This window comes from Aeromonas sp. AE23HZ002T15 (assembly GCF_054165525.2).
In genome coordinates, this window is record NZ_CM201342.1 from 363,480 (window position 1) to 382,488 (window position 19,009).

The window sequence follows — 19,009 nt, forward strand, 5'->3', positions numbered from 1 at the left end:
TCAGTGAAGCCAGGCGAACAGCTCGGGATACTGGCTCCACACCAGTTTGGCGGACATCAGCAGGGAGACGGTCACCAGCAGCGGCTTGATAAGCTTGACCCCTTTTTTCAGCACCAGCTTCGAGCCGAGCCGGGCGCCGATAAACTGGCCCAGCGCCATGCAGAGCCCCACGCTCCACACCACCTTGCCCCCCAGGGTGAAGAACAGCAGGGAGGCGATGTTGGAGGTAAAGTTCAGCAGCTTGGTGTGGGCCGTGGCCCGCGCCATGCCAAAGCCCGCCAGGGCCACGAAGCCGATGGCGAAGAACGACCCCGTTCCCGGCCCGAAGAAACCGTCGTAGAAGCCGACCCCGCCCCCCACCAGCAGCGCAAACAGCATGGGGCTGAGGCGGCGCTGACTCTCGGCATCGCTCACCCGGGGGGAGAAGTAGAAGTAACAGGCGAAGGCCACCAGCAGGAAGGGCAGCAGCCGCTCCAGGATGGCGGCGTCTATGGTCTGTACCGCCAGGGTGCCGAGCGCCGCGCCGATGAAGGTGCAGATCACCGCGGGCCAGATGATGGCCCACTCCAGCAGGCCGCGGCGGGCATAGAACCAGGTGGCGGAGAAGGAGCCGAAGCTGCTCTGCAGCTTGTTGGTGCCGAGCACCAGGGCCGGCGGCATGCCGGTGGCGAGCAGGGCCGGCACCGTCAGCAGGCCGCCGCCCCCGGCGATGGCATCGATAAAGCCGGCGACAAGGGCCACCCCGAACAGGGCGCCCAGGGTATAGAGTTCCAATTCCATCCATAGACCTCGTGTGATTGGCGGCGCCGGCGTTGGCCTGGAGCCTGAATGAGTCAGTTGGCCGCTATCCTAGCGGGCTCTCGCTCATGAGGCTAACGAAACGATGGCAGCCAATTGATTCCTTATTTTCATCAATCACGGTTGTCGGGATCAGGCGGCGTCAGCCCCCTCATCCCTGCCCCCATCCGGCAGGGCCGCCTCCCCCTTGATAGCTTCGAGCGCCCGCAGCAGCGGCAGCTCATCCTCCCCCGGCGCCCGACTCACCCTGCCCGCCATGTAGCGGCTGCTGAAGAGATTGAACCAGTGCTGCAGCGCCTGACCGGCCTCGATCTCACCGGCCACCTCCAGCACGCAGGCCGCCACCTCGGCGGTGCACAGGTGCTCATCGCAATGAGCGACCCGCATGCCATAGGTGGAGAGCGCCTCAGGCCTGACCGCCAGCACCGGGAAACCGTCCAGATAGGGGCTCATGTTGAACATCTTGCGCGCCTCGGGCCAGGTGCCGTCCAGCAGGATGAACAGCGGCTTCTTGCCGGGGGGCAGGGTCACCTCGGTGGTGAGGCGGGCCGGCTCCTTCTCGCAGGCGGGAAACACCACATAGGGCTGCCAGGCGGGATCCGCCAGCAGGGCCAGCAGCTCGGGGTGGGGCTGGGTGCGCTTCCAGAGGAAGGCCCAGGTGGTCTCTGGCAAGACGTCTGCGATGAGGCGACCTGTGTTGGAGGGCTTCATGGGCTCACTGTCATACATCAGCAGGCAGAAGCCCGCCTCGGCCTTGAGTTCGGGACGCCAGTCGCAGGCACACCAGTCGTGGCGCAGCTGACAGGCCTCGCAGCGGGGCACGGCGCCGCCACGGGCGAGGAAGGGACGGGTCGAGACGCTCTTGCGCCAGATGCGCAGGCGGTTGACGGCGTGATCGGGGATGGGCTTCATTACAGAGGCGGCTCGGGGGGCGGACGGATAAAGGGAGCGGATTGTAGCGAGCGCCATGGTGGCTCGCAAGCGGTCAGCTCGCAACCAGACGGCCTGCAGGCCGGAGATCCCCTCCTATACTTGGTCGTCACCCATCCACCCGGCCCGGGAAACCGATGGGACAAGGAGCGAAGATGGCAGAACAAGACATGGCAAAGGAGCACGCCCTGGCCGAGGGCTCGACCTTCACCTGGCACGAACTCTATGTGCCGGACGGTGAGGCGGGCGTGCAGTTTTACACCGAGGTGCTCGGCTGGCAGATGCAGCAGACGGCGCTGGAGGGGTTCGACTATCCCATGCTGGTGGCCAACGGCCGGCCGGTGGCCGGGGTCATGTCCACCAAGGACAATCCCCAGATGGCGGGAGTTCCTCCCCACTGGGCGACCTATATCGCGGTGGACGACGTGGATGCGCGGCTCGCCAAGGTGACCCGGCACGGCGGCTCTGTGGTGGTGCCCCCCATGGACATCCCCAGCGTCGGGCGCATGGCGCTCATCGCAGACCCGCAGGGCGCCCATATCTGGCTGTTTACCTCGGCCCCCATGTAAACCGAGCTGTAACCCATATGACAGAGGGGCCGTCAGGCCCCTCTTCGTCTATGTATGCCTGGCTCAGGCAGATTTACGCAGGATCTGCTCGAGGTAGTGCGCGAAATTGTGGCCGTGGTGTGCCAACAGTTTCGGGAACATGGAGATGGAGGTCATGCCCGGGAAGGTGTTGATCTCGTTGAGCAAGATCTCCCCTTCTTCGGTCAGGAAGAAGTCGATGCGCGACAGATGGGTCAGCTTGAGCTGACGGAACGCCTTGAGGGCATAGGCCTGGATGGCATCGGCCTGCGCCTGGGTCAGCCCCTCGGCCCGCAGGGCGGTCTCGGTGTGGCTGGCACTGCTGTACTTCTCTTCGTAGGTGTAGAACTTGTCGGTGGGCACGCAGATCTCGCCGGGATAGGTCGCAACCAGCTCGTCGCCGTACTGATAGACCGCCACTTCCAGCTCGCGAGGCTTGACCGCCTTCTCGATCAGCACCTGTTCGGAGTAACCGAAGGCGTCCTCGATCCCCTGCAGCAGCTCGACCTCGTTGCTGGCGGCGTAGCAGCCGACGGAGGAGCCCTGGGAGGCCGCCTTGATGAAGACCTTGCCCCACTTGGCCAGCGCCGCCTTGGCATCAGCTATGCCCGCCTCGTCCTGCTCGGTCAGGAACAGATAGGGGGTGTTGGGGATGCCGAGGGCGGAGAACCACAGCTTGGTGCTGATCTTGTTGAAGCAGATCTTGCTCGCCTCGGCGTCACAGCCCAGATACGGCAGGCCCGCCAGCTCCAGGAAGGATTGCAGATCGCCGGTCTCGCCGGGGTAGCCGTGGATGCAGGGCACCACGAAGTCCACCGGACGGGCCACGCTGTCGAAGGAGAGCAGCTTGTCCAGCCCCAACTTGCACTCGCGGCCATCGGCGCTGAGCCAGCGATCGGCGAACATCTCGACCCGGGTCACTTCGACCCCGGCCAGCAGACCGAGTTGTTGCTCGAGGAAATTGGCGCTGCGCAAAGAGACTTCGTGCTCGGCGCCACCGCCGCCGCACAGCAGCAAGACATGCATGTTCTTCATTAGATGTGATCCCTTGGGAGAAGCGGCTTCGTCATGAGCGGTGATAATGCCATCGCGCGAAAACCGGGCGAAGCCAGAAACGAACATAAGTGCGGGCCAGTGTAGCAAGGGAGGCGAAGCCTTGTCAGCCGATGCGCCCCCTCTTTCCCCCGGATGAGGCAAGTAAAGGGGGCGATTGCCGCCGTCCCTGTGTCAAAATTGGTCGCGCTCCCCTCAGCGAGGGGGATCCACCCGCCCGGCTCCGTTGCCGTTGACCCGAAACCAGCCGGCGATGCTGTAGCGCTCGCGGCTCGCGGGCAGCACCTCGTGGGGAAAATCTTCCGACAAAAACAGCACCAGCCGCCCGCCCTTGGGGGAGACGTCCATCAGGAACTGCTCGTCGTTGTCATAGACCCGCAGCAACCCGCCCGCCTCGGGCTGCCAGCCGTTGTTGAGATAGAACACCGAGGTGAGGCGACGGTTGGAGCGCCCGGCGAAGGCGTCCCTGTGGGTGGCGTAGAAGTCCCCCTCCCGGTAGCGGGCGAAGTGGGCCTCGTAGTCGAACAGCCCCAGCATCAGGCTGCGGTTTGCGGCCAGACGCAGGTCCTCCATCCTGGCCAGATAATTCGCCACCGGCGCCCCGAGATCGGGTTCGAGCCAGTGGATCTGATCCCGGCGAATATCGGTATTGCCCTGGTGCAACCCCTCGCGCCCTATGCCCGCCGGCTGCCACTCGTGGGGCAGGCAGGCTTTGAGTGCATCCACCTCTTCGGCGGTTAAAAAGTCGTCCACTATCACCCATCCCCGGGTGTAAATGGCATCCATGACGGCTTGATAGTCCAAGATTGGGCTCGCAACGAGTGGAGAGAGTGCGCTTTGTAACGACTTCGCTGCCTCGGCACAAACCGGTTTGCTTCTCCTGAGAAGTCCCGCCATCAATGCAGCGGGCAAAAGGCCGAGGCGCCCGCCATTTCCCCTTGCCGCCCGGCCCCTCGACCATTAACGTGCTGATATCATCCCGCATATTTTCAAGAGGGTATTCCCATGTCTCTAGCCTCCTTCCCCCTGCAGCGCCTCGATGGCAGCGACTTTCCCGCCGCAGAACTGCAAGGCAAGGTCATCCTGGTGGTGAACGTGGCGAGCCGCTGCGGCTTCACCCCCCAATACACGGGGCTCGAGACCCTCTATCGGCAATTGGGTCCAGAAGGGCTGCTGGTGCTGGGCTTCCCCTGCGATCAGTTTGGCCACCAGGAGCCGGGGGATGCGGAGGAGATAGCGCGCTTCTGCTCGGTGGATTACCCGGTGAGCTTCCCCATCCTCGCCAAGTGCGAGGTCAACGGCGAACAGGCCCACCCCTTCTACCGCTGGCTGAAACAAGAAAAACCCGGGCTGCTCGGCAGCGAAGCCATCAAGTGGAACTTCACCAAGTTCCTCATCGCCCGCGATGGCCGGGTGGTGGACAGATTCGCCCCCCAGACCAAGCCCGAGGATCTCGCCGCTCCCATCCGCGCCCTGCTCTGAGTCGCCTTCCCTCTTTCTCCGGAATACCTCCCCCACTGGGGGAGGCCTCTTTCCCTCGCTCAGTTCACCGCCCTGTTCCCTTCGCCACAGGGTTACTGCGCCTTCGCCCCAGTTCTGCTATATTACGCGCCCATAATCTTTCCATGTCGTGGCGGCCACTGCGCGCCGCCCCCGTTGAGCCCAAGGCTCGGAGTCTCTCGCAAACATGTCATTCAATGAACTGGGTCTGTCACCGCACATTCTGCGCGCCGTCAAGGAGTTGGGTTACGAACAGGCAACCCCCATCCAGCAGCAGGCCATCCCGGCCATTCTGGCGGGACAGGATGTGCTGGGCGGCGCCCAGACCGGCACCGGCAAGACCGCCGGCTTCACCCTGCCCATGTTGCACCGGTTGCTGGCGAACCACGGCCGCGGTGGCCGTCGCCAGGTCCGCGCCCTGGTGCTGACCCCGACCCGCGAGCTGGCGGCCCAGGTGGGCGAGAGCATCGTCAAGTACGCCCATCACCTGCCGTTTCGCACCCTGGTCGCCTACGGCGGCGTCAGCATCAAGCCGAACCTGGATGCCATCAAGCTCGGGGTCGACATTCTGGTCGCCACCCCAGGCCGCTTGCTGGACTTGCTGACCCAGGGCGCCCTGACCCTGAGCGCCCTGGAGGTGCTGGTGCTGGATGAAGCGGATCGCATGCTCGACATGGGCTTCATCACCGACATCCGCCGCATCATGAAGGCGCTGCCGGAGGAGCGGCAGACCCTGCTGTTCTCCGCCACCTTCTCGGACGACATCAAGGCGCTGGCGGACGATCTGCTCAAGACCCCGACCCTCATCGAGGTGAGCCCGACCAACAGCACCGCCGAGCAGGTCAACCAGCGCATCATCAAGGTGGATCGCGAGCGCAAGCGCGAGCTGCTCTCCCATATGATCGGCCGCAACAACTGGCAGCGGGTGCTGGTGTTCGTGCGCACCAAGCAGATTGCCGACAGGCTTGCCCACCAGATGGTGAAGGACGGGCTGGATACCGTCGCCATCCACGGCGACAAGACCCAGGGTGCCCGCAACCGGGCGCTGGCGGATTTTCGTGAAGGCAAGGTGCGGGTGCTGGTCGCCACCGACATCGCCGCCCGCGGCCTCGACATCGACGATCTGCCTCACGTGATCAACTTCGAGCTGCCCCAGGTGGCCGAAGATTACATCCACCGCATCGGTCGCACCGGCCGCGCCGGTCGCGGTGGCGAGGCCATCTCCCTGGTGAGCCTGGATGAGCACGATCAGCTCAAGGCCATCGAGGCCCTCATCGGCCAGGCCATCCCGAGCGAGATCCAGGAAGGCTATGAGCCGAGCGGCAAGCCGACCCGCCAGACCCTGCCGGGCAGCAAGCCGGTGCAGAACCCGCCCCGCGCCCGTGGCCATGCCAATGCCAAACACAACGCCGGCAAGGGACAACCAGCCAAGCCGGCCGGCAAGCGCCCCGCCAAGGGCGATGGCAGCAAGAAACCCGCCCCGGCGCGCAAGAAAGAGGTGAGCGGCGAGGATACCGGCTTCGCCCCCATGCGCCGCCTGCCCAAGGCCCAGCGCGGCGACTATCAGGACAACTCCAACGAGGAGTGAGATCTGTTGCCGTGCACCAGAAATAAAAAACCGCCGAAAGGCGGTTTTTTATTGTCAAACTGACTCAGCTCACTGCTGGTTCAATCCGCCCCGCGCTCGTCGGCCAGGGCCAGATGCAGCAAGGGGTAGGGCCTGCCCTCCCCATCCAGGGGGGAGCGGCCCACTACCACGAAGCCCATCCGTCGATAGAAGCCGAGTGCCTGCTCGTTCTGCTCGTTCACATCCACCCGGCGCGCCCCGAGAGTGGCGATGGCATGGGCCACCAGTTGGCGACCCACCCCCTGTCCCATCCCGGCGGGGGCGACAAACAGCATCTCGATATTGCCCTCGGCCACGCCGATAAAGCCGACGATCTCGCCATTGTCCCCTCTGGCACAGTTCAGCGTCACGGCATCGAAATAGTGCTCCAGGATCAAGGGCCTCAGGGCCGCTATGTCGGCTTCTTGCAGGAAGTGGTGGCTGGCGCGCACCGAGGCCTCCCAGATCCCGATCAGGGTCGGGTGATCGCACTTTTGTGCGGCGTCAATTTTCATCGCTACCTCGATATATTGCGGATAACAGCCCACGCCTTTGATGATGCAAGCAGTCCATGGGCTTATTGCGGCGCCTTGATAACAAACCCTTTCTCGATACCGGCCTTGAAGCCGAGTCCCTCATAGAGGCGGTGAGCGGCCTCCCGCCCCTCCCCTGAGAGCAGCATCACCTTGTAGCAACCGAGCTCCCAGGCCAGCGCCAGGGTACGTTCCAGCAACTGATGGCTGAGCCCCTGGCGGCGAAACGCGGCGCCCGTGATCACATGCTCTATGATGCCGAAGGGCCGACCGCCGTTGGTGAGCGTCGGGATCACCCCGAGCTGGCAGCTGGATGCCAGCTGATCATCGACCAGGGCCACCATGATGCGGGTATAGGGCAGACCAAGCAGCGCCGCCAATCCCTCGCGGGCTGCTTGCTCACCGAGCAGAGGGTCCTGGGGCCTGAGTTCCCCATAGAGGGCCAGCAGCCCGGCCAAGTCCTGCATCTCACACTCCCTGATCACCACTGTCGTCATCTTGCTGATCTCCCTTGGCATCGATATCAGGCGGGTCTTGGGGCAAACATGATGATGGCCATTCCGATCAGGGCTACCCCGGCCCCCACCAGATCCCACAGGCTGGGTTTGATGCCATCCACGGCCCAGAGCCAGAGGATGGCCACGAAGATGTAGACGCCGCCATAGGCGGCATAGACGCGGCCGGCGGCGGTCGGGTGCAATGAGAGCAGCCAGGCGAACAGGACCAGGCTCAGGGCCGCGGGCAGCAGCAGCCAGGCGCTCTTGCCCTGGGTCAGCCAGAGATACGGCAGGTAACAGCCCACAATCTCGGCGATGGCGGTCACCAGAAACAGGGCCAGGGTCTTGAGTTCAACCATGAGTCCTCGGGATCCTTGCAGGCAGAATGGACTTCTTTTGGCAAATCATACTGTTATATCCAGCCACTGCAATCGGCTTTCGAGGTGTACGTTCAGGGCGCGGGAGGCAGATGGCGGAGCGCGAGCAGGATCGGTAGGCATCATGTGCTTGGCACGGTGTGCTTTGGGTATGCAAACAGGAAGTGAGGAGCAGACAGGGAGCGGGTTGCGCGGTGCTTAAGAACAGTCAGGCCCGCCGAAGCGGGCCTGACGACAGGCTTAGCGGGTCTTGACCGCCTGCAGCAGCACGGAGACATCCGGCCCGAAGCGGCGGGCTCGGATGGCCTCCCGGATAGCCTGCTCACCGTAGCGGCTGGCCGGGTAGACCAGCACGCAGGCGGTGTCCCCCGGTTGCAGGAAGTGGGTCTCGCCAAAGGGGGTATAGCGGGTGGCACCTATGCTGATGAGGGCGTGGCTCGGGCGACCTGCCTGGGCCAGCAGCCCCTGGATGTGCTCCGCCGGCCCCTCGTCCTGCTGATGATTGAACTTGTCGATGGCCCAGTCCAGCAGCTGGCCGTGGAAGTAGCTGTAATCCACCGCCGCGCTGTCAACGCCATATGGATGCAGCTCGCCGTCACGCTCCAGGTAGCAGGCGATGCGGTAGTCGTCGAGCTCGCAGCCCTCCGCAAAATGGGAGAGGGACAGGAGGTTCTCGGCCAGCCCCTTGCTCTCGGGGCCCCAGTTCTTCTTCTCGCTGATCTTTTTCGCGTTGGGGCGGCGGATGGAGCAGTCGTTGTAGGCGCCAAAGGCCCGGGGGTGGATGGCCACCACCTGATCACCGGCGTAGACCAGCTCGCACCAGAGGGCCACTTCGGGCTCTATCTGCACCTTCTCGTCGCCACTCACCGCCGCCTCCGGCAGGAAGATGGCGTCGCCGCTCAGGGGGAAGACCCCGAGCTGGCCCGGGTGGGAGGGCACATAGAAGGGGAACAGCGCCTTGGGGGCTATCTTGTCGGTGACCTGTACGGCCACGAAGTCCGCCGCCTCCCCCGCCTGCTCCAGGTGACCGGCGAAATTGCCCGCCACCCCCAATCCGATAAAGTTGCGCTCGGTGATCTGCATCTGTGACTCCACTCGCGCCGGCCCGTGCCGTCGCTGTCGTTGTTCGTGGTCGGCGACTACCGCCAAAGAGGGAGAATATTAGAACACAACCCCGTTCCATCGCCCAGCTGGCGGCCGCCAAGCTGTGCGCCAGCCCCGGTTTCCCCAGGTCCGGCGCTCATAAAAGCGACAATCAGCATCAGGCTGTGATCCCGTCCCTTGGGCAAGGCCCGTACTTTTGCTAGTCTGCCCTATTCATTTGCCGGATGAGCACCCATTCACTGCCATGGCCACACATTTTGAAGGTCGCTTCGAGGTAGAATTCAAGTATCGCCTCGCCGATCGCGCCGCCTTTCTCGCGGCCCTCGCCCCCCTGGATCCCGAGGTGATGCTGGAGGACAACCAGGAGCGGGACTGCTACTTCGACAGCCCGGCGCGCACCCTAGCCGCCGAGGGCAAGAGCCTGGTGATCCGCGCCATGGCACCGTCCGGCATTCGGCTGTGGATCCTGAAAGGGCCGGGACCGGATCGCTGCGAGGCGGTCAATATCAGCGACGATGGCAAGGCCATCAGCATGCTGCACAACCTGGGGTATGAAGAGGTGCTGGTCATCGAGAAGCGGCGCAGCATCTACTTCCTCGGCCCCTTCCACCTCACCCTGGATCATCTGACCGGCATCGGTGACTTCGCCGAGCTGGCCATCATGACAGACGACGAGGCCGCCCTGCCGGGTTATCGCCAGCAGTTGCTGGCGCTGGCGGCGAGGCTCGGCCTCGATGACGCACAACAGGAGACCCGCTCCTACCGCACCCTGTGCGAGCAGCAGCGGGAGTCACTTTGATGAACGGGGTTCACATGATAGACAAGCTGGCCTGGCTGACTTTTCAGGATAAACAACTGCTGTGTGCGCGCTCCCACGGCAAGCACATCTACTACATTCCCGGCGGCAAGCGGGAGCCGGGTGAGAGTGACGAGGCGGCCCTTGTCCGGGAGATCGACGAGGAGCTCTCCGTCCATCTCAAGCCGGATTCCCTGCGCTTTGCCTGCGAGTTCAGCGCCCAGGCCGACGGCAAACCGGAGGGGGTGAACGTCAGGCTGCGCTGCTACACAGGGGAGGCGCAAGGCACCCCCACCGCCTCGGCGGAGATCGCCGAGCTGCGCTGGCTGGACAGCCGCCATCTGGACGAGATCTCCCCCGTTTCCCGCCTGTTGTTCCACTGGCTGGTCGAGCAGGGCCTTATCCGTTAGGCAGGGGCGGTACATGCACGCACGCCACCGTGATGACCGGTTGGCGGCCAGGGCCAGATCCAGGACGGCGTCAGGCCCTTGATACCCTTATTTATTGGCAATTGAAGAAACGATGAGGAGTTTCAATGGAGATCCTTGAGGTCGATAGCACCAGAGGCATCAAACCGGCACTGATCACCCTGCTGCAAGACAGCGTGGCCAGCGGCGCCTCGGTGGGCTTCCTGCCTCCACTGCAAGAAGAGCAGGGACTGGAATATTGGCAAGGCATCGAGGCCGAGCTGGCGAACGGGGTGCGCAAGCTCTGGGTCGCCTTCGATCAGCACCATCTGGTCGGCGCCCTGCAGCTCTCCCTCAGCACCAAAGCCAACGGTGGCCACAGGGCCGAGGTGGAAAAGCTGATGGTGCACAGCGAGGCCCGCGGCAAGGGGGTGGGCCGTGCCCTGATGCTCGCCATGGAGCAAGGGGCCCGCGACGCCCACCGTACCCTGCTGGTGCTGGACTCCCGGGTGGGAGATGTGGCCTCCAACCTCTATCGCCAGCTCGGCTATGTGGAGGCGGGCCAGATCCCGGCTTTCGCCAGGAGTGCGGACGGCACCCTGGCGGCGACCCAGTTCTTCTACAAGCAGCTCTGAGCCGGGGGCTGACCCTGCCCTTTTAAAACGACAAGGCCAGCCGCGAGGCTGGCCTTGTTTATTGGGGCATAAGTTGTTGAGATGACGTGTCTTCGCACAACAACCCCTTACCGGACAAGGAGTCCCCATGATATTGGAAGTCGCCCCGCTGCAAGTCATCCCGGGCCAGAGCGCCGCCTTCGAGCAGGCCTTCGCCAAGGCCCAGCGCATCATCAGCGCCATGCCGGGCTACGCAGGGCACCAGCTGCAACGCTTACTGACCGACCCCCACCGCTACCTACTGCTGGTCAACTGGCAGCGGCTCGAGGATCACACCCGGGGTTTTCGGGGCTCGCCCCAATACCAGGAGTGGAAGGCGTTGCTGCACCACTTCTACGATCCCTTCCCGACGGTCGAGCATTTCCAGGCCGTGGCTTTGGACGGCGCAACTCAGCAGGCATAGCGCGTGATCAGCCCGCCATGAGGTGGGCTGATCATCCTCCTCAGGCCAGTCGCTCGGCCCTGTGCTCGATCTGCGGCTCGGCGAACGCGGCCTGGGCATCGATGAGCTGCAGCTCGTAGGCATCCGCCTGCCAGGTGCGCAGCAGCACGGCGTCCACCGCCGCATTGGTGCGTTCGAAGGCGGCCATCGCCTCGAAACCCGCCTGCAGGTTCGCCAGCATCAGGGCGCTGATGAGATCTCCCACCCCCACCGGCTGGCGGGCAAACTCGTAGAGCGGGCGGGAGATCAGATAATCCCCCTCTTGGGTGGCCAGCAGCATCTCGAAGCGCCCGGCCTGGCTGGCGGCGCGGCCAAGGTGCTTGACCAGCACCATCTTCACCCCTTTGGCCAGCAACTGGTGCGCCGCGGCGCGCGTCTGGGCCAAATCCACCAGATGCGTGTCACACAGGGTCTCCAGCTCCAGCAGGTTCGGCGCCATGATATCCGCCACCGGCAAGGCCTGCTCCGTCAGGAAACGGGTCACGCCGGGCGCGACTATGCAGCCCTTCTCCGGGTGGCCCATGACGGGGTCACAGAAATAGATGGCCGCCGGGTTGGCCGCCTTGACCGCGGCCACCACCGCCAGGATCTCGTCCCCCTGCTCCGCCGAGCCGAGGTAGCCGCTCAGCACGGCGTCGCACTGCCCCAGCACCGCTATGTTCTCCAACCCTTTACACAGGGCGCTGATGTGGCCCGCCGGCATCGCCATCCCCTGCCATCCCGCCGCGTACTGGGTGTGGTTTGAGAACTGCACCGTGTTGATGGGCCAAACTTCCATGCCGAGACGGCGCATGGGAAACACGGCGGCGCTGTTGCCGGCACAGCCAAAGACCACGTGGGACTGGATAGAGAGAATGCGTTTCATGGAGACCACCGCAGAAGAAGCATGAGGAAAGCAGGCAATATATCGGATGAAGAGACGGCGGTTCCAGCGATCCGCGGCACAAACCCACATTTTCCTCTCAAAAACCCGAGAAAGTGGCGACGCAGCCGTCCGGCCTCGCCGGCCCCGGACCCCTGGTGAGCGCTCTGGGTTCAGATCCCCGGCGTCTGCGTCAGCCTGATCTGGGGGTTTAACACTTTAGTTTGATGGCATATGTGATCATTTTTAAATCAGATGGGTGGCCCATGCCGGAGGAATACAGGTAAACGGGGGGATGTTGGCACCCGCAAAAAGGATGAGCAGGCGCAGCAAGGGGGTGTGCTGACAGTTTCAAGAGACGGCGACCGACCCGGGGAGCCATCCACGAGTCGGCCGCCGCACTGGCTTTGGCGTCAGCCCCGGGCGAAGTGGTAGACCCAGCCCTCGTCCAGCGGAAAGCCTTCAGGCGCCCCGAGCAAGGGTAGCAACAGGGACACGCTCCCCTTGGCGGCATATTGCAGCGCCATCAGGGCGCAGAGGGCGGCATCGTAAGGGTCTGTTCCCGGTACGAGACCCGCCGGCAGATGGGCGGCTATCTCCCCTCTCGCCACCGAGGCCTTTCCTCCCACCTTGGCCAGGGCCGGATAGACCTCCAGCACGGCACGCTCGGCCTCTGGCACCCGTGTCGGCACCAGTTGCAAGTCCGCGAGCCGCGGCAGCATGGAGAGCGCCAGGGTGGCGTTGTTGCCGAGCCGGTCGAAGGTGGCGGAGAGCGGCTTCTTGCCGTACTGCTGGTGCAGCCAGCGATCGCAGTCTCGATAGGCATAGGGGTTGTCGATCTCCCGCTGGGGCACGGCACACTCAGCTCCCCTCCCCCCGAGCAAGTCGGCCAACGCACGCGGAAAGGCCAGCGGCGCATCGATGCCAAGGGCCAGCTGCGGGCAAGCCAACACCTGCATCAGGCCCATCTCGTCTTGCAGGGCCGGGCGCAGCAGGGCATCCAGATCCGGGGCAACCCGGGAGCTCAGCCGAAACAGGGGCGAGACACCCAGCCAGTGCAGTTGTTTCTCCCTCGCCTGCCAACCCACCACGGCCACCGCCTGGGCATTGCCCTGCCAGCCTCGCACATCCCAGCCGATGCCGATGGCATCCATATGAGCAGTCGTCATCTCAATCACATCTTTCTATTCAGGATGTTGCACAGGGTAATGCCTGCCCCCGCCAAAGCAAGGGCATGGCCGGGGCTTAGAAGGATTTCTTGAAGTTGATGAGGGGCAGGATGGGAAAGATGCCGTTCTCGGCGTAGTTGGCCAGGCCGATCTGCAAGCCATCCAGGTGTTTGGTGGCATTGATGAAGCCAATCTGGAAGGTGGTGCGCTCGGCGTAATTGACGAAACCGACGTTGGCCAGGGCGTTGCCCTGGGCAATGTTCACCGCCCCCCAGTTGAGGCCCTTCACGTTGTTGGTCAGGTTGACGAAGCCGAGGTTGACCCCGGTGTCCTGCCCCCCGTGCCAGTTGACGGCGTTGATGGCAACCCCGCCGAACTGGTGGCGCACCCGGGCGGCCCCGAAGAAGATGCCGAGCTGCAGGCCGGTGAACTGATCCACGTCGGAAAGCGCGAACACCGGCAAGTCTATGCCCTTGACCTGACCGGTGCGGCCATAGAGGAAAGAGGCGCGCACGCCTTCGACCTGATGAGAGGCGGGCAGATTGACGCCAGGCAGGGAGATCTGGACAGGGGTGCTGGCCTGAGCGGCACCGCTCAAGGCCAGGGTGCCGCTGGCGAGCAGCAGGGCGAGAGACTTCATCGGGATTCCTTCGTGGGCTGAGTAGTCCACCAGACTACCAGTGCCCATCCCGGGGAACGAGGCCGATCCGGCCCTCCTGCGTCACCTCCCGTCTGGATCCATCATCCTGGCAGGGTGACATGTCATCGAAATTCAAACAGAAATTAACATTTATGTCATTTACACCAATGCATGTTTAGTTGCAGAATGGTTAAACGCGTGTTTGAACAGAGCAAACGACGCGTCAACAAGGATGAGCTGTACCCCCACTCGAGCCGACTGGCTCGGATTATTCTGCCGATTTGGAGACGCACGATGAATATGGACATACTCAAGAGCTTTACCGAGCAGATGCAAGGCTTCACCTCCCCCCTCACTCGCTACAACCAGCTGCTGGCCAGCAACATCGAACAGCTGACCCGGTTGCAGCTGGCCTCCGCCAATGCCTATGCCGAGCTGGGACTGAATCAGCTACAGGCGGTGGGCAAGGTGCAGGATGCCCAGAGCCTGGCGGCCCTCGGCACCGTGCAGCTGGAAACCGCCAGCCAGCTCTCTCGCCAGATGCTGGATGACATCCAGAAGCTCAACGCCCTGGGTCTGCAGTTCAAGGAAGAGCTGGATGCCCTGACCGCGGACGGCATCAAGAAGAGCACGGGCAAGGCCTGATAACCCTGGCTGCCCGTCAGGGCAGCCTCATCTCCCCACGACGCGACAGGACGGGCTAGCTCCCGCCGCGGGTGTGGGTGAAGGAGAGAACATGAGCCAATCATCGTACGGCCCGCTGTTCGAGGCCCTGGCCCACTATAACGAGAAGCTGCTGGGTATGGCCAAGGCCCAGACCGAGCGCACCGCTCAGGCCCTGCTGCAGACCAATCTGGACGATCTCGGTCAGGTGCTGGAGCAGAGCAGCCAGCAGCCCTGGCAGCTTATCCAGGCGCAGATGAACTGGTGGCAGGATCAGCTCAAGCTGATGCAGCACACCCTGCTCAAGAGCGCGGGGCAAGAGAGCGAGCCGGTGATCACCCCGGAGCGCGGCGATCGCCGCTTCAAGGCCGAGGCCTGGAGCGAGCAGCCCATCTATGACTACCTCAAGCAATCCTATCTGCTCACCGCACGGCACCTGCTGGCCTCGGTGGATGCCTTGGAAGGCGTGCCCCAGAAAAGCCGGGAGCGGCTGCGGTTCTTCACTCGCCAGTACATCAACGCCATGGCCCCCAGCAACTTCCTGGCCACCAACCCTGAGCTGCTCAAGCTGACCCTGGATTCGGACGGCCAGAATCTGGTGCGCGGTCTCGCGCTGCTCGCCGAGGATCTGGAGCGCAGTGCCGATCAGCTCAACATCCGCCTCACCGATGAGTCCGCCTTCGAACTGGGACGGGATCTGGCGACCACGCCGGGCCGGGTGGTGCAGCGCACCGAGCTCTACGAGCTCATCCAGTACAGCCCGACCACGGAGACGGTGGCCAAGACCCCTGTGCTGATCGTGCCCCCCTTCATCAACAAGTACTACATCATGGACATGCGGCCCCAGAACTCCCTGGTGGCCTGGCTGGTCGCCCAGGGCCAGACAGTGTTCATGATCTCCTGGCGCAATCCGGGAGTGGATCAGGCCCAGATCGATCTCGACGACTATGTGGTGGACGGCGTCATCGCCGCCCTGGACGCCGTGGAGGCCGCCACCGGCGAGCGGGAGGTGCACGGCATCGGCTACTGCATCGGTGGCACGGCCCTCTCCCTGGCCATGGGCTGGTTGGCGGCCCGCCGTCAGAAGCAGCGAGTGCGCACCGCTACCCTGTTCACCACCCTGCTGGACTTCTCCCAGCCGGGCGAGCTCGGCATCTTCATCCACGAGCCCATCATAGCGGCGCTCGAGGCGCAAAATGAGGCCAAGGGCATCATGGATGGGCGCCAGCTGGCGGTCTCCTTCAGCCTGCTGCGGGAAAACAGCCTCTACTGGAACTACTACATCGACAGCTACCTCAAGGGGCAGAGCCCGGTGGCCTTCGATCTGCTGCACTGGAACAGCGACAGCACCAATGTGGCGGGCAAGACCCACAACAGCCTGCTGCGTCGTCTCTATCTGGAGAACCAGCTAGTGAAGGGGGAACTCAAGATCCGCCAGACCCGCATCGATCTCGCCAAGGTGAAGACCCCTGTGCTGCTGGTGTCCGCCATCGACGATCACATCGCGCTCTGGCAAGGAACCTGGCAGGGCATGAGGCTGTTTGGCGGCGAGCAGCGCTTCATCCTGGCCGAATCCGGCCACATCGCCGGCATCATCAACCCGCCTGCGGCCAACAAGTACGGCTTCTGGCAGAACGAGGCCGAGACCGACACACCCACGGCCTGGCTCGAGGGGGCTACCCATCAGGCCGGCTCCTGGTGGCCCCAGATGATGGGCTTTATCCGCAGCCGGGATGAGGAGCTGGACCCCGTTGCAGCCCGCGCCCCCATCGACGGGCTGGCGGCCGCCCCCGGCGACTACGTCAAGGCGCGGCTCAACCCCATCTTCAGCGGCGCTACAAGCGGAACTACAGAGGAGGCAGCGGCATGAGCACCCTGGTCGTCGGCCAGAAGGCCAGCCTGAACAAGCGCTTCGGTCCGGCGGAGGTGAGCGCCTTCGCCGGCTTGTCGGAGGATTTCAACCCCCTGCACCTGGACTCGGCGTTTGCCGCCACCACGGTGTTCGAGCGCCCCATCGTCCACGGCATGTTGCTGGCCAGCCTGTTTTCCGGGCTGCTGGGCCAGCATCTGCCCGGCGAGGGGAGCGTCTACCTGGGCCAGAGCCTCAGCTTCAAGCAACCCGTGTTCGTGGGGGACGAGGTGACGGCCGAGGTGGAGGTAATCGCCCTTAGGGACGACAAGCCCATCGCCACCCTGGCCACCCGCATCTTCACCCGAGGCGGCACCCTCGCCGTGACCGGGGAGGCCGTGGTGAAGTTCGCCTGATCCGCTCACCCGGCTCGGCAACCCAAGTCACACAGCCCGGCACTGCGCCGGGCTGTTTTTTGAGCCCCATTTTTTGGATCCAATCCGTCCCGACCCCTTTCCCTGCCGGTGCTCAGGGCCTAAAATAGCCGCCCTGCCGCATCCGGCACTCATATCAGCAAGAGGATTCATCATGGAAACGTTTCTGCTCGAGGGTCACCCCTTCGTCGCCCTGTGCGATCTCATCAAGCATCAGGGGTGGGCCGACTGCGGTGGCGCGGCCAAGGCGCTGGTCGCCGACGGCCTGGTAGAGGTGAACGGCCAGGTCGAGACGCGCAAGCGCTGCAAGATAGTGGCCGGCCAGGTGGTGAACTTCAACGGCATGAAGGTCGTGGTGAAGGAAGGGATCAGCCCCGAGATCGAGTGAGCATCATCGCCATCGAGTCTTGATGGCAGGAGAGCCCGGCCACCGGTCGAGCCCTCTTCAGAATGTGAGTCTCTCAGCTGGCCTTGATGGACAGGGTCAGCACGAAGCGCGCCATCGCCTCGTCACCGTTCAGTGCCGGGCAGGTGGCCACCACCTGGATGGGGCGGTTGATGCGCTGCCCGGTCGCGAGCGACTCGTCGATCATGGCATCGATCGCCTCCCCCGCCTCGCAGTCGAAACGCACGTCCGCCTCGGGCCGCTTCAAGAACTCCCCCTGCACGTCCTTGAAGGCGAAATGCACCTTCTTGCGCCGCTGTCGCCCCTTCTCCATCACCAGCAGGCCCCCCACCAGATCGGCACCGGTCGCCAGGGCGCCGAAATACATGCTGCCCAGGTGGTTGCGGGTCCGCCAGCCGAGGGGGATGCGAATGCGCAGGGCCTTGCCGTCCATCCGTTCGATGACAGGGGCGCAGAAGCCGATGACGGGAATGTAGCGCCAGGCGAAGAGACGCAGGGCGAGGTTGGCTTTGAGGCGTTGCAGGTCCATTGCAAACTGATCCGATGAGTGAGTGTGAATGAAATGTTGCCAGCATCACACCCTGGAGGCAAGCACCGATTGCCCGCCCCGTGAACCCTCTCAAGCTCCCCCTCTGTCCGTCAGCAGCAGGGCCACCTCCTCCAGCACGTAGTCGATGAACAGACGCGCCGCGTAAGAGAGCCCCTTGCGGCTCGGGTAGACCAGCCAGATGTTGTCCAGGGTGGTCTCGTACGCCGGCAGCACGTCTATGATGGCGCCGCTCTCCACCTGGGGACGCATGGTGATCTCCGGCAACACGGCGATGCCGTCTCCCTCGGAGACCGCATGGCGAATGTAGTAGGAGCTGTTGGAGATCACCCGGCTGTTGATCAGGATCTCCCCCTGATTGAAGATCAGCTTGTTGTCGAGCTGGCCATCCGGCAGCCGCGTCACCAGCACGTTATGATGGTGCAGATCCTCGAGGGAGGCGGGCCGACCGTGGCGCTCCACATACTCCCGGCTGGCGTAGAGCTTGCGGGTGAAGGGCAGAATGGCGCGGGCGACGAAGCTGTTGTCGATGACATCGCCGATGTGGATACTCGCATCCAGCCCGTAGTTCAGGATGTCCCGATAACCGACGCTGCTCAGATGCAGCTCGATGTTGATCTTCGGGTATCGCTTAAGGAACCGCTTGAGGATGTCGTGGATGAAGATGTCCGAGTCATTGAGCAGCCCTATCTTGATGTTGCCGACGGGCTGATGACTGCGGGTGCGGATCTGCTCGTGGGTCTGATCCAGCTGGCCGATGATGTGCTGCAGGTTGTTGTAGTACTCCAGCCCCACCGGGGTCATGGTGAGTCGGCGGGTCGTGCGGGTGAGCAGCTTGGCGTTGAGCTCCGTCTCCAGATCCTTGATCCGGCGGCTCACGTTGGAGCGCGGAATGTTCAGCGCATCGGCGGCGCTGGTAAAGCCCCCGAGCTCCACCACGGACATGAACAACTTGAGATCCTCTATCTTCACCCTTCCCCCTCGCCTGCCCGCACGTGCTCGCCACCATGGCGGCACGGGCGCTTGACTCGATTGTCTCATAAATCGCGACAGTGTTGGCAATCAAAGGCTGATTATCGGCCATATCAGACCCGATAAAATAGTCCTTTAGTCTCTGAATTATTGGACTTTTACC

General features: G+C 63.7%; 24 protein-coding genes. 11 read left to right on the forward strand and 13 right to left on the reverse strand.

Annotated features, from left to right (window positions below; genetic code table 11):
* Both ACT5M9_RS01595 and ACT5M9_RS01600 read right to left on the reverse strand, forming a co-directional pair.
* A complete protein-coding gene (locus ACT5M9_RS01595) occupies positions 1–780 on the reverse strand; it encodes a TSUP family transporter (protein ID WP_457978444.1) in 780 nt (259 codons plus the stop codon).
* A gap of 150 nt (positions 781–930) precedes the next feature.
* Entirely contained in the window at positions 931–1,710 is a 780-nt protein-coding gene (locus ACT5M9_RS01600; protein WP_457978442.1) for a tRNA-uridine aminocarboxypropyltransferase, read from the reverse strand.
* Positions 1,711–1,883: 173 nt separating this feature from the next.
* Here ACT5M9_RS01600 and ACT5M9_RS01605 point away from each other — a divergent pair, with 173 nt between their 5' ends.
* Positions 1,884–2,297 (forward strand): VOC family protein, encoded by a 414-nt coding sequence (locus ACT5M9_RS01605; RefSeq protein ID WP_457978440.1) that lies wholly within the window; start codon positions 1,884–1,886, stop codon positions 2,295–2,297.
* Positions 2,298–2,360: 63 nt separating this feature from the next.
* On the opposite strand, the gene ACT5M9_RS01610 is transcribed toward ACT5M9_RS01605, so the two are convergent.
* Both ACT5M9_RS01610 and ACT5M9_RS01615 read right to left on the reverse strand, forming a co-directional pair.
* Positions 2,361–3,350, reverse strand: a complete 990-nt coding sequence (locus tag ACT5M9_RS01610; RefSeq protein WP_457978438.1) for a D-alanine--D-alanine ligase — start codon at positions 3,348–3,350, stop codon at positions 2,361–2,363.
* Between the two features lie 213 nt (positions 3,351–3,563).
* Positions 3,564–4,172, reverse strand: coding sequence for a 2OG-Fe(II) oxygenase (locus tag ACT5M9_RS01615; protein ID WP_457978436.1), 609 nt, complete (start codon positions 4,170–4,172; stop codon positions 3,564–3,566).
* 201 nt (positions 4,173–4,373) lie between these two features.
* Between ACT5M9_RS01615 and ACT5M9_RS01620 the strand changes: the two genes are divergently transcribed.
* Both ACT5M9_RS01620 and ACT5M9_RS01625 read left to right on the forward strand, forming a co-directional pair.
* Complete coding sequence (locus ACT5M9_RS01620; protein WP_457978434.1) at positions 4,374–4,850, forward strand: glutathione peroxidase; 477 nt, start codon at positions 4,374–4,376, stop codon at positions 4,848–4,850.
* Positions 4,851–5,055: 205 nt separating this feature from the next.
* On the forward strand, positions 5,056–6,456 hold the full coding sequence (locus ACT5M9_RS01625; RefSeq protein WP_457978432.1) for a DEAD/DEAH box helicase: 1,401 nt from the start codon (positions 5,056–5,058) through the stop codon (positions 6,454–6,456).
* A gap of 80 nt (positions 6,457–6,536) precedes the next feature.
* On the opposite strand, the gene ACT5M9_RS01630 is transcribed toward ACT5M9_RS01625, so the two are convergent.
* The 4 genes from ACT5M9_RS01630 to ACT5M9_RS01645 form a co-directional block, all read right to left on the reverse strand.
* Complete coding sequence (locus tag ACT5M9_RS01630; RefSeq protein WP_457978430.1) at positions 6,537–6,989, reverse strand: acetyltransferase; 453 nt, start codon at positions 6,987–6,989, stop codon at positions 6,537–6,539.
* 62 nt (positions 6,990–7,051) lie between these two features.
* Positions 7,052–7,504: a GNAT family N-acetyltransferase gene (locus ACT5M9_RS01635; RefSeq protein WP_457978428.1), complete on the reverse strand. Its 453-nt coding sequence runs from the start codon at positions 7,502–7,504 to the stop codon at positions 7,052–7,054.
* Between the two features lie 26 nt (positions 7,505–7,530).
* A complete protein-coding gene (locus ACT5M9_RS01640) occupies positions 7,531–7,863 on the reverse strand; it encodes a YnfA family protein (protein WP_457978426.1) in 333 nt (110 codons plus the stop codon).
* A gap of 258 nt (positions 7,864–8,121) precedes the next feature.
* On the reverse strand, positions 8,122–8,964 hold the full coding sequence (locus ACT5M9_RS01645; protein WP_457978424.1) for a DUF5718 family protein: 843 nt from the start codon (positions 8,962–8,964) through the stop codon (positions 8,122–8,124).
* Positions 8,965–9,229: 265 nt separating this feature from the next.
* Between ACT5M9_RS01645 and ACT5M9_RS01650 the strand changes: the two genes are divergently transcribed.
* The 4 genes from ACT5M9_RS01650 to ACT5M9_RS01665 all read left to right on the forward strand — a co-directional run bounded on the left by ACT5M9_RS01650 (position 9,230) and on the right by ACT5M9_RS01665 (position 11,265).
* On the forward strand, positions 9,230–9,784 hold the full coding sequence (locus tag ACT5M9_RS01650) for a class IV adenylate cyclase (protein ID WP_457978422.1): 555 nt from the start codon (positions 9,230–9,232) through the stop codon (positions 9,782–9,784).
* Between the two features lie 14 nt (positions 9,785–9,798).
* Positions 9,799–10,191, forward strand: coding sequence for an NUDIX hydrolase (locus tag ACT5M9_RS01655; RefSeq protein WP_457980541.1), 393 nt, complete (start codon positions 9,799–9,801; stop codon positions 10,189–10,191).
* Positions 10,192–10,316: 125 nt separating this feature from the next.
* Positions 10,317–10,823 carry a GNAT family N-acetyltransferase gene (locus ACT5M9_RS01660; protein ID WP_457978420.1) on the forward strand — a complete coding sequence of 169 codons (507 nt, stop codon included), beginning with the start codon at positions 10,317–10,319 and terminating at the stop codon, positions 10,821–10,823.
* 127 nt (positions 10,824–10,950) lie between these two features.
* Positions 10,951–11,265 carry an antibiotic biosynthesis monooxygenase family protein gene (locus ACT5M9_RS01665; protein ID WP_457978418.1) on the forward strand — a complete coding sequence of 105 codons (315 nt, stop codon included), beginning with the start codon at positions 10,951–10,953 and terminating at the stop codon, positions 11,263–11,265.
* A gap of 40 nt (positions 11,266–11,305) precedes the next feature.
* Here ACT5M9_RS01665 and pdxY read toward each other — a convergent pair whose 3' ends face one another.
* From pdxY to ACT5M9_RS01680, 3 genes are all read right to left on the reverse strand, one after another.
* Positions 11,306–12,169, reverse strand: coding sequence for a pyridoxal kinase PdxY (gene pdxY / locus ACT5M9_RS01670; RefSeq protein WP_457978417.1), 864 nt, complete (start codon positions 12,167–12,169; stop codon positions 11,306–11,308).
* Between the two features lie 410 nt (positions 12,170–12,579).
* A complete protein-coding gene (locus ACT5M9_RS01675) occupies positions 12,580–13,335 on the reverse strand; it encodes a DUF429 domain-containing protein (RefSeq protein WP_457978415.1) in 756 nt (251 codons plus the stop codon).
* Positions 13,336–13,411: 76 nt separating this feature from the next.
* The gene (locus ACT5M9_RS01680; protein WP_457978413.1) at positions 13,412–13,975 is read right to left on the reverse strand and encodes a VC2662 family protein; all 564 of its coding nucleotides are present in this window, start codon (positions 13,973–13,975) and stop codon (positions 13,412–13,414) included.
* A 294-nt stretch (positions 13,976–14,269) separates the two neighbouring features.
* Here ACT5M9_RS01680 and ACT5M9_RS01685 point away from each other — a divergent pair, with 294 nt between their 5' ends.
* The 4 genes from ACT5M9_RS01685 (at position 14,270) to ybcJ (ending at position 17,309) form a co-directional block, all read left to right on the forward strand.
* Positions 14,270–14,620, forward strand: coding sequence for a phasin family protein (locus tag ACT5M9_RS01685; protein WP_438548285.1), 351 nt, complete (start codon positions 14,270–14,272; stop codon positions 14,618–14,620).
* A gap of 91 nt (positions 14,621–14,711) precedes the next feature.
* Positions 14,712–16,508 carry a class I poly(R)-hydroxyalkanoic acid synthase gene (locus ACT5M9_RS01690; RefSeq protein WP_457978411.1) on the forward strand — a complete coding sequence of 599 codons (1,797 nt, stop codon included), beginning with the start codon at positions 14,712–14,714 and terminating at the stop codon, positions 16,506–16,508.
* Positions 16,505–16,903 carry a MaoC family dehydratase gene (locus ACT5M9_RS01695; protein ID WP_457978409.1) on the forward strand — a complete coding sequence of 133 codons (399 nt, stop codon included), beginning with the start codon at positions 16,505–16,507 and terminating at the stop codon, positions 16,901–16,903. Before ACT5M9_RS01690 ends, ACT5M9_RS01695 begins: the two co-directional genes overlap by 4 nt.
* 172 nt (positions 16,904–17,075) lie before the next feature.
* The gene (ybcJ, locus tag ACT5M9_RS01700; protein ID WP_100860961.1) at positions 17,076–17,309 is read left to right on the forward strand and encodes a ribosome-associated protein YbcJ; all 234 of its coding nucleotides are present in this window, start codon (positions 17,076–17,078) and stop codon (positions 17,307–17,309) included.
* A 73-nt stretch (positions 17,310–17,382) separates the two neighbouring features.
* Here the strand turns inward: ybcJ and ACT5M9_RS01705 are convergent, their stop codons facing one another.
* Positions 17,383–17,856 carry a DUF4442 domain-containing protein gene (locus tag ACT5M9_RS01705; protein WP_438548288.1) on the reverse strand — a complete coding sequence of 158 codons (474 nt, stop codon included), beginning with the start codon at positions 17,854–17,856 and terminating at the stop codon, positions 17,383–17,385.
* A gap of 90 nt (positions 17,857–17,946) precedes the next feature.
* Positions 17,947–18,846, reverse strand: coding sequence for a LysR family transcriptional regulator (locus ACT5M9_RS01710; RefSeq protein ID WP_457978407.1), 900 nt, complete (start codon positions 18,844–18,846; stop codon positions 17,947–17,949).
* Between the last annotated feature and the right edge of the window lie 163 nt (positions 18,847–19,009).